The organism is Isoptericola sp. NPDC060257 (assembly GCF_042726645.1).
GTDB classification, from domain to species: domain Bacteria; phylum Actinomycetota; class Actinomycetes; order Actinomycetales; family Cellulomonadaceae; genus Isoptericola; species Isoptericola nanjingensis.
Genome location: NZ_JBHXAW010000015.1, coordinates 1 through 14,416, shown reverse-complemented (window position 1 = coordinate 14,416; position 14,416 = coordinate 1). Strand labels below are relative to the sequence as shown.

At 74.0% G+C, this 14,416-nt stretch carries 13 protein-coding genes and 1 tRNA gene; 9 read left to right on the top strand and 5 right to left on the bottom strand.

All coding sequences use genetic code 11. From position 1 onward, the window contains the following. Nucleotides 1-23: 23 nt before the first annotated feature. Complete coding sequence (locus ACFWEK_RS02590; RefSeq protein WP_430552987.1) at nt 24-2,354, bottom strand: FdhF/YdeP family oxidoreductase; 2,331 nt, start codon at nt 2,352-2,354, stop codon at nt 24-26. Next, nucleotides 2,351-3,286: a formate dehydrogenase accessory sulfurtransferase FdhD gene (fdhD, locus tag ACFWEK_RS02585; protein ID WP_430552986.1), complete on the bottom strand. Its 936-nt coding sequence runs from the start codon at nt 3,284-3,286 to the stop codon at nt 2,351-2,353. Before fdhD ends, ACFWEK_RS02590 begins: the two co-directional genes overlap by 4 nt. A 144-nt stretch (nt 3,287-3,430) precedes the next feature. Between fdhD and fdhA the strand changes: the two genes are divergently transcribed. Further along, complete coding sequence (gene fdhA, locus ACFWEK_RS02580; protein ID WP_430552985.1) at nt 3,431-4,654, top strand: formaldehyde dehydrogenase, glutathione-independent; 1,224 nt, start codon at nt 3,431-3,433, stop codon at nt 4,652-4,654. 53 nt (nt 4,655-4,707) lie between these two features. On the opposite strand, the gene ACFWEK_RS02575 is transcribed toward fdhA, so the two are convergent. Next, a complete protein-coding gene (locus ACFWEK_RS02575) occupies nt 4,708-5,589 on the bottom strand; it encodes an alpha/beta fold hydrolase (RefSeq protein ID WP_430552984.1) in 882 nt (293 codons plus the stop codon). Nucleotides 5,590-5,708: 119 nt separating this feature from the next. On the opposite strand from ACFWEK_RS02575, the gene ACFWEK_RS02570 reads away from it, so the two are divergent. After that, a complete protein-coding gene (locus ACFWEK_RS02570) occupies nt 5,709-6,320 on the top strand; it encodes a TetR/AcrR family transcriptional regulator (protein ID WP_430552983.1) in 612 nt (203 codons plus the stop codon). 21 nt (nt 6,321-6,341) lie between these two features. Here ACFWEK_RS02570 and ACFWEK_RS02565 read toward each other — a convergent pair whose 3' ends face one another. Both ACFWEK_RS02565 and ACFWEK_RS02560 read right to left on the bottom strand, forming a co-directional pair. Further along, nucleotides 6,342-6,941: a TetR/AcrR family transcriptional regulator gene (locus tag ACFWEK_RS02565; protein ID WP_430547317.1), complete on the bottom strand. Its 600-nt coding sequence runs from the start codon at nt 6,939-6,941 to the stop codon at nt 6,342-6,344. A gap of 49 nt (nt 6,942-6,990) precedes the next feature. Continuing rightward, nucleotides 6,991-7,203: a hypothetical protein gene (locus ACFWEK_RS02560; RefSeq protein WP_430552982.1), complete on the bottom strand. Its 213-nt coding sequence runs from the start codon at nt 7,201-7,203 to the stop codon at nt 6,991-6,993. Between the two features lie 216 nt (nt 7,204-7,419). On the opposite strand from ACFWEK_RS02560, the gene ACFWEK_RS02555 reads away from it, so the two are divergent. From ACFWEK_RS02555 to ACFWEK_RS02525, 7 genes are all read left to right on the top strand, one after another. Continuing rightward, a tRNA-Gln gene (locus ACFWEK_RS02555) sits at nt 7,420-7,491 on the top strand. 147 nt (nt 7,492-7,638) lie between these two features. After that, on the top strand, nt 7,639-9,243 hold the full coding sequence (gene glmU / locus ACFWEK_RS02550; protein ID WP_430552981.1) for a bifunctional UDP-N-acetylglucosamine diphosphorylase/glucosamine-1-phosphate N-acetyltransferase GlmU: 1,605 nt from the start codon (nt 7,639-7,641) through the stop codon (nt 9,241-9,243). Further along, on the top strand, nt 9,240-10,223 hold the full coding sequence (locus ACFWEK_RS02545; RefSeq protein ID WP_429764461.1) for a ribose-phosphate diphosphokinase: 984 nt from the start codon (nt 9,240-9,242) through the stop codon (nt 10,221-10,223). The genes glmU and ACFWEK_RS02545 overlap by 4 nt, the downstream gene beginning before the upstream one ends. Nucleotides 10,224-10,292: 69 nt before the next feature. Then, nucleotides 10,293-11,432: a glycosyltransferase gene (locus ACFWEK_RS02540; protein ID WP_430552980.1), complete on the top strand. Its 1,140-nt coding sequence runs from the start codon at nt 10,293-10,295 to the stop codon at nt 11,430-11,432. Nucleotides 11,433-11,764: 332 nt separating this feature from the next. Then, nucleotides 11,765-12,388: a 50S ribosomal protein L25/general stress protein Ctc gene (locus ACFWEK_RS02535; RefSeq protein ID WP_430547273.1), complete on the top strand. Its 624-nt coding sequence runs from the start codon at nt 11,765-11,767 to the stop codon at nt 12,386-12,388. 109 nt (nt 12,389-12,497) lie between these two features. Then, on the top strand, nt 12,498-13,100 hold the full coding sequence (gene pth, locus ACFWEK_RS02530) for an aminoacyl-tRNA hydrolase (RefSeq protein WP_430547274.1): 603 nt from the start codon (nt 12,498-12,500) through the stop codon (nt 13,098-13,100). 125 nt (nt 13,101-13,225) lie between these two features. Continuing rightward, on the top strand, nt 13,226-14,383 hold the full coding sequence (locus tag ACFWEK_RS02525) for a glycosyltransferase (RefSeq protein ID WP_430547275.1): 1,158 nt from the start codon (nt 13,226-13,228) through the stop codon (nt 14,381-14,383). The last annotated feature ends 33 nt before the right edge of the window (nt 14,384-14,416 follow it).

Below are 14,416 nucleotides of genomic sequence, written 5' to 3'. Positions count from 1 at the left end.
GCACGGTGGGTACTACCTCGGCGTCAGGCGGGCTCGAGCCGGACGACGACGGCCTTGGACACGGGCGTCCGGCTCGTCTCGGCCGTCGCGCCCAGCGGGACGAGGACGTTCGCCTCCGGGAAGTAGGCCGCGGCGCACCCGCGCGCCGTCGGGTAGGCGACGACGCGTTGCCCGCGAAGCACGCGGTCGACGCCGTCGTGGTACTCGCCGTGCACGTCGACGGTGGTGCCGTCCGCGATCCCCAGCTCCGCGAGGTCGTCGGGGTTGACCAGCACGACGGAGCGCCCGCCCTTGATGCCGCGGTAGCGGTCGTCGCGGCGGTAGATCGTGGTGTTGAACTGGTCGTGCGAGCGGATGGTCTGCAGCAGCAGGCGCCCGGGCGGGCACTCGACGGCCGCGAGCTCGTTGACGGTCAGGTGGGCGCGGCCGTCGTCGGTGGGGAAGGTGCGCGAGTCGCGCGGGCCGTGCGGCAGGCGGAAGCCGTTCGGCCGCCGCAGCTGGGCGTTGTAGTTCTCGCAGCCCGGTACGACGCGGGCGATGCGCTCGCGGATCACGTCGTAGTCGCGCTCCATCGCCGCCCAGTCCACGGGGCGGTCCGGCGAGCCCTGCCCGCCGGGGCGGGCGCCGAGGACGGCGCGCGCCAGCCGCGTGACGATCGAGACCTCCGACAGCACGCCCGGCGCGACCGGCTCGACCTTGCCGCGCGAGGCGTGCACCGCGCAGACCGTGTCCTCCACCGACACGAACTGCTCGCCCGACGCCTGCCGGTCGACGTCGGTGCGCCCCAGGGTGGGGAGGATGAGCGCCTCCCGGCCGACGACGGCGTGGGACCGGTTGAGCTTCGTCGAGATCTGGACGGTGAGGTCGGCGTGGCGGACCGCCGCCTCCGCGGCGCCGGTGTCGGAGATCGCCCCGACCAGGTTCCCGCCGAGGGCGACGAGCGCCTTCACACGTCCGGCCGCCATCGCCTCCACCGTGCCGACGGCGTCGAGGCCGTGCTCACGGGGGGACGAGATGCCGAACTCGGCGTCGAGCGCGTCGAGGAAGCTGTCCGGCATCTGCTCCCAGATGCCCATCGTGCGGTCGCCCTGCACGTTGGAGTGGCCGCGGATGGGGGAGGCCCCCGCGCCGGGCCGGCCGATGTTCCCGCGAAGGAGCAGCAGGTTGACGATCTCCTTGATGGTCGGCACCGCCTTGGTGTGCTGCGTCAGGCCCATCGCCCAGGTCACGATGACTCGCTCGGCGCGGAGGTACCGCTCGGCGAGCTCGTCGATCTCGGCGCTGGTGAGGCCCGTGGCGGCGAGGACGGCGTCCTCGTCGAGGTCGGCGAGGTGCGCGGTGAGCGCCTCGAGGCCCGAGGTGTGCGCGGCGAGGAACTCGTGGTCGAGCACCGTGCCGGGGGCGGCGGCCTCGGCGTCGAGCACCCGCTTCGACACCGCCTGCAGCAGGGCCATGTCGCCGCCGAGCCGGATCTGGAGGAACTGGTCGGCCAGCCCGGTGCCCCGTCCCGCCAGCCCGCGCACGGTCTGCGGGTTCTTGTACCGCTTCAGGCCGGCCTCGGGCAGCGGGTTCACGGCGACGATGCTCGCCCCGTTCTCCTTGGCCTCCTCCAGCGCGGTGAGCATGCGCGGGTGGTTCGTGCCGGGGTTCTGCCCCATGATCACGATGAGGTCGGACCGGGCGAAGTCGTCGTAGGTGATCGTCGCCTTCCCGACGCCGATCGTCTCGCCCAGCGCGGCGCCCGTGGACTCGTGGCACATGTTGGAGCAGTCGGGCAGGTTGTTGGTCCCGAAGGCACGCACGAACAGCTGGTAGACGAACGCGGCCTCGTTGGACGTGCGCCCGCTGGTGTAGAACGACGCCTGGTCGGGGGAGTCGAGCGCGTTCAGCCGGTCCGCGACGATCGCGAACGCCTCGTCCCAGGAGACGGGCACGTAGTGGTCGGACCCGGCGGCCTTGTGCACCGGCTCGACCAGCCGCCCCTGCTGGCCCAGCCAGTGCTCCGTGCGGGTGAGCAGGTCCGAGACCGGGTGCTCGGCCCAGAACGACGGCTCGACGACGAGCGGCGTCGCCTCCCACGTGACCGCCTTCGCGCCGTTCTCGCAGAACTCGGCGGGCTTGCGGCGGTCCGGGTCCGGCCAGGCGCAGCTCATGCAGTCGAAGCCCTCGCGGTGGTTCATCGACAGCAGCAGGCGCGCCGTCCGCGTGGGGCCCATGTCGCGCAGCGCCGGGACCAGCGCGTGCACGATGCCGGGCACCCCGGCGGCCCAGTCCTTCGGCGGGCGGACCTCCGCGGGCTGCGGCTCCAGCGGCTCGCCCTCGCCCCGGACCTCCCCCGGCTGCTGCGTGGTCATGCGGCGTCCCCTCTCCGGTCGCGGTGCCCGCGGCCCTGGCGCGCACCGTCCTGCTCGACGGCGTGCTCGACTGCCTGCTCGACGGCCTTCTCGACGGCCTGCTCGACGACGCGGTGCTCGCCGGCGTAGACGACGAGCGTCGGGTCGCGCACGAAGCCGACGAGCGTCAGCCCGGCGGAGTCCGCGAGCTCCGCGGCGAGCGACGACGGCGCCGAGACGGCGGCGAGCACCGGCACCCCGGCCATGACGGCCTTCTGCGTGAGCTCGAAGCTCGCCCGCCCGGACACCACGAGCACCGTGCCGCGCAGCGGCAGCCGACCGGCCGCGGCGGCCCAGCCGACCACCTTGTCGACCGCGTTGTGCCGGCCGACGTCCTCGCGCACGACCAGGGCCTCGCCGGTCACGGCGTCGAACAGCCCCGCCGCGTGCAGCCCGCCCGTGCGGGCGAAGACGTCCTGCGCGGCGCGCAGCCGGTCGGGCAGGGCGGCCAGCAGGGCCGCGTCCACTCGGACCGGGTCGCCCGCGACGTCGAAGGCGCTGCGGGTGAACACCGCGTCGATCGACGACTTGCCGCACAGGCCGCAGGCGCTGGAGGTGAAGAACTCCCGGGCGAGCCCGGGGTCGGGCGGGGTGACGCCCGCGGCCAGCGCGACGTCGAGCACGTTGTAGGGGTTCTCGCCCGGGGCCGCCGGGCCGGGCGCGCAGTAGCGCGCGCCGGCGACCTGCGCGCCGTCGGTCACGACGCCCTCCGAGACGAGGAAGCCGGTCGCGAGCTCGACGTCGTGCCCCGGGGTGCGCATCGTCACCGCGTAGGAGCGCCCTCCGACGCGGACCTCCAGCGGCTCCTCGCCGGCGAGCAGGTCCTCGCGGCGCGCGGTGCGGCCGCCGATGGTGACGCGCCTGACGCGGCGTCGGACGGTGACGCGGGTCATACCCGCAGGCCTAGCAGACCCCCGCGCCGGGCACAACGGCAGCCCGTCGACCGCGGCCCGCGCTCGACCTGCCGGGGACGCTCGACGCGCCTACGGTCGGGGGACCGGCTCAGACCGGGCCGGACGTGTTCAAGGAGGAGCACCATGGCAGACACGAACCGCGCGGTCGCGTACAAGGGGCCGGGCGAGGTCGACGTCATCGACATCGACTACCCGACGTTCGAGCTCAAGGACGGGCCCGGGGTGAACCCGGCGAACGTCGGCCGGCAGGTGCCGCACGGCGTGATCCTGAAGACCGTCGCGACGAACATCTGCGGGTCGGACCAGCACATGGTCCGCGGGCGCACGACGGCGCCGAAGGACCTCGTGCTGGGCCACGAGATCACCGGCGAGGTCGTCGAGGTGGGCCGGGACGTCGAGTTCGTCACGGTGGGCGACCTGGTCTCCGTGCCGTTCAACATCGCGTGCGGACGCTGCAAGAACTGCAAGGAGCGCAAGACCGGCATCTGCCTCAACGTGAACCCCGACCGCCCGGGCAGCGCGTACGGGTACGTCGACATGGGCGGCTGGGTCGGCGGGCAGGCCAACTATGTGCTGGTGCCGTACGCCGACTGGAACGTCCTCAGGTTCCCGGACAAGGACCAGGCGCTCGAGAAGATCATGGACCTGACGATGCTGTCCGACATCTTCCCGACGGGGTTCCACGGGGCGGTGACCGCGGGCGTGGAGGTCGGCTCCACCGTGTACGTCGCGGGGGCCGGGCCGGTGGGGCTCGCCGCCGCCACGGGGGCGCTGCTGCTGGGTGCCGCCGTCGTGATCGTCGGCGACATGAACGCCGACCGGCTGGCGCAGGCGCGCTCGTTCGGCTGCGAGACCGTCGACCTCACGAAGGGTGGCCCGGTCGAGCAGATCGAGCAGCTCCTCGGCGTGCCCGAGGTGGACTGCGGGATCGACGCCGTCGGCTTCGAGGCCAAGGGGCACGGGTCGGACTCGGACCACGAGGCCCCGGCCACCGTGCTCAACTCGCTCATGGACCTCACGGCCGCGGGCGGGGCGCTGGGCATCCCCGGCCTGTACGTGACCGGCGACCCGGGCGGCATCGACGAGGCCGCGCAGAAGGGTTCGCTCTCGCTCAGCCTGGGCACGGGATGGGCCAAGTCGCTCGCGTTCACCACCGGACAGTGCCCGGTGATGAAATACCACCGCGGGCTGATGCAGGCGATCCTGCACGACCGGGTGCAGATCGCGAAGAACGTCAACGCGAAGGCGATCACCCTCGACCAGGCCCCGCAGGGGTACGCCGAGTTCGACGCCGGCGCCGCGACGAAGTACGTCATCGACGCGAACGGCTACCTCGACGGCAAGTGACCTGTCAGGACCAGGGCCACGGATACGGGGCTCTGGTCCTGACAGCTCGTCGGTCAGGCGTCGTCGTGGGCGCGCAGGAAGCCGTCGACCAGCGGGAGCACCTGGTCGGGGAGCTGCCACAGGACGCCGTGCCCGCCGCCCGGCACCAGCTCGACGCGGGAGTCGCGCACCAGCTCGGTGACGCGGCGGCCCGCGGCGACCGGGTCGCCGAGCCTCGTGCCCGCGCCGAAGAACGCCAGGGTGGGGGCGGCGATCGCGCGGAGCCGGTCGTCGGGCAGGGGGCTCGGCCACGGCGTCCGGCGGCGGTAGCGCATCGCCGCGCGGGCGAGGGCGCGGTCCTCGTCGGCGAGCGTCACGCCCGGCGTCAGCCACTCGTCGAGGCGGGCGAGGTTGCGCGCCGTCGGGAGGGCCGCGGCGCGGACCATGCGCGAGACCACCTTCCGGTCGGGCTTCACCAGCGCGGTGATGCCCTCCCCGAGGACGAGCGCTCCCACGCGGCGGGTGGCACCGGTCGCCCCGGACGCCAGCAGCGCGGCGAACCACGCGCCCTCGGAGTAGCCGAGGACGTGCGCGCGCTCCAGGCCGAGGCCCTCGAGGAGCTGGGCGCCCCACGCGGCGTAGTCGTCGGGCGAGGTCAGCGGCGCGGTCTGCTCGCTGCGTCCGGCGGTGCCGACGACGTCGGGCGCGTAGACGACGCGGTCCGCGGCGAGGGTGCGCACGACGCCGTGCCAGCTGAGGCCCGCGCCGTTCAGCCCGTGCAGCAGCACGAGGGGAGTGCGGGGCCCGGTGCCGGACCGGCGCACGTGGGTGGGGCCGTAGGCGGTCTCGACCCGGACGTCGTCGGACGGCAGCGGCCAGCGGGCCTCGAGGTCGCGGTACGCCGCCCCGTACGCGGTGCGAGCGGCCTCGCTGGTGAATCGGCCTGTCGACGGCATCGGACCTCCTGGTGCGCGGTTGATGGTATGACCGTACCATCAACGTGGTACGCACGTATCATCACCCCGGGCCGACCAGGCGTCGGCCAGCACCGACAGCACCGACGACAGGGAGAGACGTGCCGCGACGGGTGGACCATGACGAGCGACGCCGCCAGATCACCGACGCGTGCCGCCGCGTCATCGCGCGCGACGGGCTCGAGGCGGCCACGTTCCAGGCCGTCGCCGCCGAGGCGGGGGTCTCCGTACGGCTCGTGCAGTACTACTTCGGCCACAAGCACGGGCTGCTCGTCGCGACGCACCGCGCGGTGATCGAGAGCTCGGCCGGCCGGTTCGGCGGCGACGCGCCCGGTGCGGGCCCCGGGCCCGAGCCGCCCCCGCCGCGCGCCGTCCTGCGCGCCGTGCTCGCCGCGCTGCTGCCGCTCGACGACGACCGCCGCGCGGACGCCGTCGTCCTCGCCGCGTTCCACGCCGCCGCCCTGACGAACGAGGCCGTCACCCCGGAGGAGCTGCGCGGCGCCCCGCGGGCGCTCGTCGACCTCGTCGCGGCGCAGCTGTGGCGAGAACGCGGCGACGGCGCGGGCCCGGGGGACAGGGCCCGGCTCGACGCCGAGCTGGTGCTCGCGTCGGCCGCCGGGCTGACCCAGGGGATCCTCGCCGGGCACGTCACGGGCGAGACGGCGCTCGCGGTCGTGGACCGGCTGCTCGACCACCTCGTCGACCCCGCCTGACGCTCGATGCGGGCGGGAGGATCAGCGGGACTTCGTGAGCTCCGGCTTCTTCACCATCCCGGACAGCCCGTTCCAGGCGAGGTTGGTCAGGTGCGCGGCGACCTCGGCCTTGTCGGGGCTGCGGGCGTCGAGCCAGTACTGCCCGGTGAGGGCGACCATGCCGACGAGCATCTGCGCGTAGAGCGGCGCGGCCTTGCGGTCGAGGCCGTTCGCCTTGAACTGGTCGCCGAGGATGTGCTCCACCAGGGTGGCGACGTCGCCGATGAGGCTGGAGAACGTGCCCGTGGCCTGGGCGACGGGGGAGTCGCGCACCAGGATGCGGAAGCCGTCCTCCGACGCCTCGATGTAGCCGAGCAGGGCCAGCGCCGTGCGCTCCACCAGCACCTTCGGGTGGCCGCCCTCCTCGAGCGCGCCGGTCAGCGCGGACGTCAGGGCGCGTACCTCGCGGTCGACGACGACGGCGTAGACGCCCTCCTTGCCGCCGAAGTGCTCGTAGACCACCGGCTTGGAGACCTCGGCCCGCGCCGCGATCTCCTCGACGCTGGTGCCGTCGAAGCCCTTCTCGGCGAACAGGCCGCGGCCGACCTCGAGCAGCTGCTCGCGCCGCTGGCTCGCCGTCATCCGGGCGCGCGGCGGACGCTTGGACGCGCGGGGGTCGGTGGGCATGGGGTCATTGTGCCTGGGCGTGCCGCCGGGACGCGAGGACGGTGCGCGCCGTCGGCACGGGCCACGCGGCGGCGGCGGGCGGGAACGCCGGCACGACGGCGGACAGCAGCACCATCACCGGGTACCGCCAGGCCAGCAGGTCGGCGAGCCGGTACGGCGTCAGCGCGACGCCCAGGAGGCGCCGTCGACGACGGACCCGATGTCGGCCGCGCCGCACACGGCCCTGGCCTTGTCGCAGTGCCCGACGGCTTCGAGTTCGCCGCGACGCTGCCGCGCGGCGTCCGGCGCGTGCCGGGTGTGGCGCGTGCCACGGCGCCCGGGGGCGCCGAGGGGCCGGACGCGTGCCGGGGCGGTGGTGCGGACCTGGCAGACTGAGGACGGACGCCCGACGGTGCCGCGCCTGCTGGGGCGTGAACCCGGCCCGGGGGCCCGATCCGCCTTGGTGTAATCGGCAGCACAGAGGTTTTTGGTGCCTTTGGTCCAGGTTCGAGTCCTGGGGGCGGAGCTCGGCACCATCGACAGAGCACACCCGAGAAGAGACGGAGCACTCGTGGTCTCGACAGGACCGGACGCCGCAGGTTCGACCGGCGCAGCACCCTCCCACCCCAGTCCGGCGGCCGTCGTCGTCCTCGCCGCGGGGCAGGGGACGCGGATGAGGTCCGCGACGCCGAAGGTGCTGCACGCCCTGGGCGGGCGGAGCATGCTCGGCCACGCGATGACCGCGGCCCGCGAGCTCGACCCGCAGCAGGTGGCGGTCGTCGTCCGCCACGAGCGCGACCTCGTGGCCGCCGCCGCGGCGCAGATCGACGCCGCGGCCCTCGTCGTCGACCAGGACGAGATCCCCGGCACCGGCCGCGCCGTGCAGTGCGCGCTCGACGCGCTCGACGCCCGCGCGCACGCCGGGCGTGCCGCGCAGCTCGTGCACGACGACGCCGTCGACGACGAGCTGCACGCCGACCACGCCAACGGCGGCGACCACCCGCTGGGCGACGGGCTGGACGGCGCCGTCGTCGTCCTCGCCGGCGACATCCCCCTCCTCGACGGCGCCACGCTGGGCCAGCTGCTCGCCGCGCACCACGAGGACGGCAACGCCGTCACGATCCTCACGACCGAGGTCGCGGACGCCACCGGCTACGGCCGCATCGTGCGCGAGGCGGGCACGGGTGACGTGCTGGCGATCGTCGAGCACAAGGACGCGACGCCCGAGCAGCGCGCGATCCGCGAGATCAACAGCTCCGTCTACGTCTTCGACGCCGCGGTGCTGCGCCGCGGGCTCGGCGGCCTGGACCGCGACAACGCGCAGGGCGAGGTCTACCTCACCGACGTCGTCGCCTCCGCGCGGGCCGAGGGCGGTGCCGTGCGCGCCGTGCTCAGCGACGACCCGATGCTCGTCGAGGGCGTCAACGACCGCGTGGCGCTCGCGACCCTGGGCGCCGAGCTCAACCGCCGCGTGCTCACGGAGTGGATGCAGGCCGGCGTCACCGTCGTCGACCCGGCGACCACCTGGGTGGACGTCGACGTCGAGCTCGCCCCCGACGTCACGCTGCTGCCCGGCACGCAGCTGCACGGCGCCACCAAGGTGGAGTCCGGCGCGACGATCGGCCCGGACACCACGCTGACCGACGTCGAGGTGGGCCCCGGCGCGACCGTCGTGCGCACGCACGGCTCGCTGTCGGTCATCGGGGAGAACGCGTCCGTCGGCCCGTTCGCGTACCTGCGCCCGGGCACCGAGCTGGGCACGAAGGGCAAGATCGGCACCTTCGTCGAGACGAAGAACGCGCAGATCGGCGAGGGCTCGAAGGTGCCGCACCTGTCCTACGTCGGCGACGCGACGATCGGCGAGCACACCAACATCGGCGCCGCGTCGGTCACGGTGAACTACGACGGCCAGAAGAAGCACCGCACCGTGATCGGCTCCTACGCGAAGACGGGCGCCGACAACATGTTCGTCGCTCCCGTGACCGTGGGCGACGGCGCGTACACGGCCGCGGGCTCCGTCATCGTCAAGGACGTGCCGGCGGGCGCGCTCGGCGTCGCCCGCGCCCAGCAGCGCAACGTCGACGACTGGGTGGAGCGCCGCTGGTCGGGCTCGCCGGCGGCCGAGGCGGCCGCCCGCGCCCGCGCCGAGGGCTCGGGCGGGCAGCTCGGTGCCCAGGCGCAGCGTCAGCTCGCCGCGCACAATGCCCTCACCGGCGCCATCCCGGTGGTGCCCCCCGCCGACAGTTCCGACCCGACCGAAGGAAGCACGCAGCGATGAACAACTTCATCCCCGGCACCGGTGAGCGCACGCTCGTCCTCGCCACCGGTCGGGCGCACCCGGAGCTCGCGGAGGCCGTGGCGAAGGAGCTCGGCATCGAGCTGCTGCCCGTGTCCGCGTACGACTTCGCGAACAGCGAGACGTACGTGCGGTTCAGCGAGTCCGTGCGCGGCTCGGACATCTTCCTGCTGCAGAGCCACACCGCCCCGGTGAACCAGTGGCTCATGGAGCAGCTGCTCATGGTCGACGCGGCCAAGCGCGGCTCCGCGCGCTCGATCACCGCCGTGGCGCCGTTCTACGCGTACGCGCGCCAGGACAAGAAGAGCCGAGGCCGCGAGCCCATCTCGGCCCGCCTCGTCGCCGACATGCTCAGGACGGCGGGCGCGGACCGCATCCTCAGCATCGACCTGCACACGCCGCAGATCCAGGGCTTCTTCGACGGCCCGGTCGACCACCTGTGGGCCATGCCCGTGCTGGTCGACTACGTGCGCACCCGCGTGGACGTGTCCAACGCCGCCGTCGTCTCGCCCGACGCCGGCCGCATCCGCGTCGCCGAGCAGTGGGCCGCCAAGCTGGGCGGCTGCCCGCTGGCCTTCGTCCACAAGACGCGCGACGTCACCCGCCCCAACCAGGCCGTCGCCAACCGCGTGGTCGGCGAGGTCGAGGGGCGCGACTGCGTGCTCGTCGACGACCTCATCGACACCGGCGGCACGATCGCCGAGGCCGTCAAGGTGGTCATGGACGCGGGCGCCCGCTCCGTCACCGTGGCCGCCACGCACGGCGTGCTGTCCGACCCCGCCGCGCAGCGCCTGCAGGAGTGCGGCGCCGCCGAGGTCGTCGTCACCGACACGCTGCCGATCACGGCCGACAAGCGGTTCGAGAAGCTCACCGTGCTGTCCGTCGCCCCGCTCGTGGCCCGCGCCATCCGCGAGGTCTTCGACGACGGCTCCGTGACGAGCCTGTTCGACGGCAACGCCTGAGCGACGCCGGAGGCCCGGGGCGCGCGCCGTCCCGGGCCGCGGCGTCCCCGAGGGAGGCACGGTGAGACGGTGGACGTGACCGTGGTGGTCCCCACCTACAACGAGGGACCGAACGTCGCCGAGCTGGTCCGTCGTCTCTCCGCCGTGCTCGGCCCCGACGGCGAGGGCCGTCGTGTCGCGCCCGGCGGCGCCGAGATCCTGTTCGTCGACGACTCGAAGGACGACACCCCCGCCGTCATCGAGCGCGTCGCCGCCACCGCCGCGCTGCCCGTGCGCATGATCCACCGCGAGGTGCCCGACGGCGGGCTCTCGGGCGCCGTCGTCGCCGGCCTGCGCGCCGCGACCGGCGAGCGCGTCGTCGTGATGGACGGCGACCTGCAGCACCCGCCCGAGATGGTGCCCGTGCTGCTCACCACCGCGCGCGAGACCGGCGCCGACGTCGTCGTCGCCTCGCGGTACACCGGCCGCGGCGACGCCGGCGGCCTCGACGGGCGGTACCGCCGCTGGGTCTCCAAGGCGTCCGGGCTGCTGGCCCGGTCCATGTTCCCCGTGAAGCTGCGCGACGTCTCCGACCCGATGACCGGGTTCTTCGTCGTCCGCCCCGGTGCCGTCGACCTGGCAGGGCTCCGCCCGCGCGGCTTCAAGATCCTGCTCGAGATCCTCGCCCGGCAGCGGCTCGTCGTGGTCGAGGAGCCGTTCGTCTTCGGGGAGCGGTTCGCGGGCCGGTCCAAGGCCACCGTCGCCAACGGGCTGCGGTACGTGGAGCAGCTCACGCTGCTGCGGTTCGGGCGGCTGTCCCCGTTCGCGCTGATCGGCGCGCTCGGCGCGGTCCTGAACCTCGCGATCCTCGCGGGGCTCCAGGGGCTCGGGGTGCACTACCTGCCCGCCGTCGTCTGGGCCAACGTCGTGACGATCGTCATCAACTTCCTGCTGCAGGAGCGGTTCGTCTTCGCCGACCTGCGCGACGGCGCGCACGGCTTCTGGGGCCGTTTCGTGCGGTCCTTCGCCTTCAACGGGACGGAGGCCGCGGTCCGCACGCTGCTGCTGTGGTGGATCGTCGAGCGCGCCGTGCCGCATCCCGAGCTGGTGCAGGCGGTGCTCATCCTCGTCGCGTTCGTCGTGCGGTTCGTCTTCCAGGCGCAGGTGGTCTACCGCCCCCGCGGCGCGTCACGGGCCCGGGAGCGCACGGGCGAGCACGCCCAGCCCTGAGCCCGGGCCTGACACGCCCTGCCCCGAGGGGGCTATACTCGTCCGGTTGCCTCGGCGAGGGACGTCTGACGGGCGCCGGTCACCCAGGTCGTACAGGTCACGCACCTGCGACCCGGCCGCCACCCTCAGCGCAGGATCCGTCGGATTTCCGTGATCGACTGGGCGGCTGTCGGTGCACCGCGTTCTGCGGGTGCTCCCACGGCGCGCTCTCGATCGCGTCCGTCACGTGTCCCACGCCGACGCAACCGCAGTTCGCGGGGACCACACCCTCGTGGACAGCCGACGGCTCCCTCTGGCCGTCGGCACGCACAGACATCCCAGGAGTGATCCACGTGTCCGACATCAAGCTCGCCGCCGAGGCCCGCACCGAGTTCGGCAAGGGCGCCGCCCGCCGCATCCGTCGCGAGAACAAGATCCCCGCCGTCCTGTACGGGCACGGCGCGGACCCGCTGCACATCACCCTCCCGGGCCACCAGACGATGCTGGCGATGCGTCACAGCAACGCCCTGTTCTCGATCGAGCTGGACGGCAAGACCGAGCTCGCCGTCGCCAAGGACGTGCAGCGCACGCCGGTGAACAGCACCATCGAGCACATCGACTTCCTGATCGTGCGCCGCGGCGAGAAGATCGCCGTCGACGTCACGGTGAACGTCGTGGGCGAGTCGGCCCCGGGCACCATCCACTTCGTCGAGGCCCAGACCCTGTCGGTCGAGGCCGAGGCCACCCACCTGCCCGAGTCGGTCGACGTCTCCATCGAGGGCCTCGAGGCCGGCCAGCACGTCACCGCCGGCGAGGTCGAGCTGCCGAAGGGCGCCACGCTGCTCACCGACCCCGAGGCCGCCGTCGTCCAGATCGCCGAGCCGCGCGCCGAGGCCGCCGCCGAGGGCGAGGAGGCCGAGGAGGGCGAGGCCGCCGCCGAGGAGACCACCGAGGCCGCCGAGTCCACCGAGGGCTGACACCACCTCACGCCCAGGGCGCCCGGTACCGTGCGGTTCCGGGCGCCCTTCGCGCGTCCACGCCCTGTGACCCGCGCACCCGCCGCCGAACCCTGGAGAGAGAACGTCGATGACCGAGACCCCGTGGCTCGTGGTCGGGCTGGGCAACCCCGGCCCGAAGTACGCGGGCAACCGGCACAACGTCGGGCAGATGGTGCTCGACCTGCTCGCCGAGCGCACCGGCGCGCGGTTCTCGCGGCACGCCCGCGCCCAGGCGGCCGTCGCGGAGACGCGACTCGGCGTCCTGCCCGGCGGGCGCCCCGGCCCCCGCGTGGTGCTGGCCAAGCCCTCCACGTACATGAACACCTCGGGCGGGCCCGTCGCCGGGCTCGTGAAGTACTACGGCGTCGACCCGGCCCAGGTCGTCGTCGTGCACGACGAGGTCGACATCCCGTTCGACACCATCAAGCTGAAGTCCGGCGGCGGCGAGGGCGGGCACAACGGCCTGCGCGACATCACCAAGGCCCTCGGCACCAAGGACTACGTCCGCGTCCGCGTCGGCGTCGGCCGCCCCCCGGGCCGCACGGACACCGCCGACCACGTGCTCAAGGACTTCTCCGCCACCGAGCGCAAGGACCTGCCCATCCTCGTCGACGACGCCGCCGACGCCGTGGAGATGGTCCTCGCCGAGGGGCTCCTCGCCGCGCAGGGGAAGTTCCACACGAAGGTCTGACTCCGTGCGGACCCTGGCCTGACCGGGCTCTTCACCCGGGTGGAAAGGCCGCCACGGGGTCCTTTCCGTGCCCCGGTCTCCTTACGCTCGACGGGCGGTCCCGACCGTCCGCACGAGGAGGAACCATGGGCCCGACGGTGGCACTGGCGCACGACTACCTGACGCAGCGCGGGGGCGCCGAGCGGGTAGCGCTGACGATGGCCCGGGCCTTCCCGTCGGCGCCGCTCTACACGACGCTGTACCACCCCGACGGGACGTTCCCCGAGTTCGCGGACGTGGACGTGCGCCCGTCGCGGCTGGACCGTGTCGGCGCGCTGCGGCGCCACCACCGCCTGGCGCTGCCGCTGCTCCGCGGCGCGGTCGAGAGCCAGCCCGTCGAGGCCGACGTGCTGCTCGCCAGCTCCAGCGGGTGGGCGCACCGCTACCGCGGAGCGCGACGCACCGTCGTGTACTGCTACGCGCCCGCCCGCTGGCTCTACCAGCGCGACCGGTACCTCTCCGGGGCTTCCGGCCGGGCCTGGAAGGAGCGGTGGCGCACCGGCCTCGCCGGCGCCGCGCTCGACCTGCTCGGCCCCGGGCTGCGCGCGTCCGACACGGCGGCCGCCGCCCGCGCCGACGTCTACCTGGCCGTCTCGACCGTCGCCCGGCGCGCCGTGCGCGAGGCCTACGGCATCGACGCCGAGGTCGTGGCTCCCCCGCCCGCGATGGAGCCGGAGGGTCCCGTGACGCCGATGCCGGGGATCGCCCCCGGATACCTGCTCTGCGTGGCCCGGCTGCTGCCGTACAAGAACGTCGACGTCGTCGTCGCGGCCGCGCGGCGGCTCCGCCTGCCCCTCGTCGTCGTCGGGGACGGCCCCGACCGCGAGCGGCTCGAGCGTCTCGCGGACGAGCGGGTGCATTTCGTGGGCAAGGTCGACGACGCGCAGCTGCGCTGGCTGTACGGCCACGCGTCGCTGCTGGTGGCCACGTCGTACGAGGACTACGGGCTCACGCCGCTGGAGGCGGCGGCGTTCGGGGTCCCGGCGGTGACGCTCGGCACGGGCGGGTACCTGGACACCGTGGTCGACGGCGTGACCGGGCTGTACGTGGACGGCCCGGACGCCACGCCGGTCGCCGAGGGGATCGAGGCCGCGCTCGCCCGCTCCTGGGACCAGGAGGCCATCGGCGTGCACGTGAAGGGGTTCTCCAGGGACGCGTTCGTCGCCCGGCTGCAGGCCGTGGTGGCGCAGGAGGCCGTGGCGGCCGGGGTGCCGGGGACACAGGGGGAGGTAGGGGGCCGATGACCGTCCGGGAGTTCCTGCGGGTGATGTGGGAGG

Bases quoted from the DNA above. Each gene is read 5' to 3' on its own strand.
- fdhD (WP_430552986.1), bottom strand. From the start codon at position 3,286: ATGACCCGCGTCACCGTCCGACGCCGCGTCAGGCGCGTCACCATCGGC.
- glmU (WP_430552981.1), top strand. From the start codon at position 7,639: ATGAGGTCCGCGACGCCGAAGGTGCTGCACGCCCTGGGCGGGCGGAGC.
- fdhA (WP_430552985.1), top strand. From the start codon at position 3,431: ATGGCAGACACGAACCGCGCGGTCGCGTACAAGGGGCCGGGCGAGGTC.
- ACFWEK_RS02545 (WP_429764461.1), top strand. From the start codon at position 9,240: ATGAACAACTTCATCCCCGGCACCGGTGAGCGCACGCTCGTCCTCGCC.
- ACFWEK_RS02590 (WP_430552987.1), bottom strand. From the start codon at position 2,354: ATGACCACGCAGCAGCCGGGGGAGGTCCGGGGCGAGGGCGAGCCGCTG.
- ACFWEK_RS02525 (WP_430547275.1), top strand. From the start codon at position 13,226: ATGGGCCCGACGGTGGCACTGGCGCACGACTACCTGACGCAGCGCGGG.
- pth (WP_430547274.1), top strand. From the start codon at position 12,498: ATGACCGAGACCCCGTGGCTCGTGGTCGGGCTGGGCAACCCCGGCCCG.
- ACFWEK_RS02575 (WP_430552984.1), bottom strand. From the start codon at position 5,589: ATGCCGTCGACAGGCCGATTCACCAGCGAGGCCGCTCGCACCGCGTAC.
- ACFWEK_RS02565 (WP_430547317.1), bottom strand. From the start codon at position 6,941: ATGACGGCGAGCCAGCGGCGCGAGCAGCTGCTCGAGGTCGGCCGCGGC.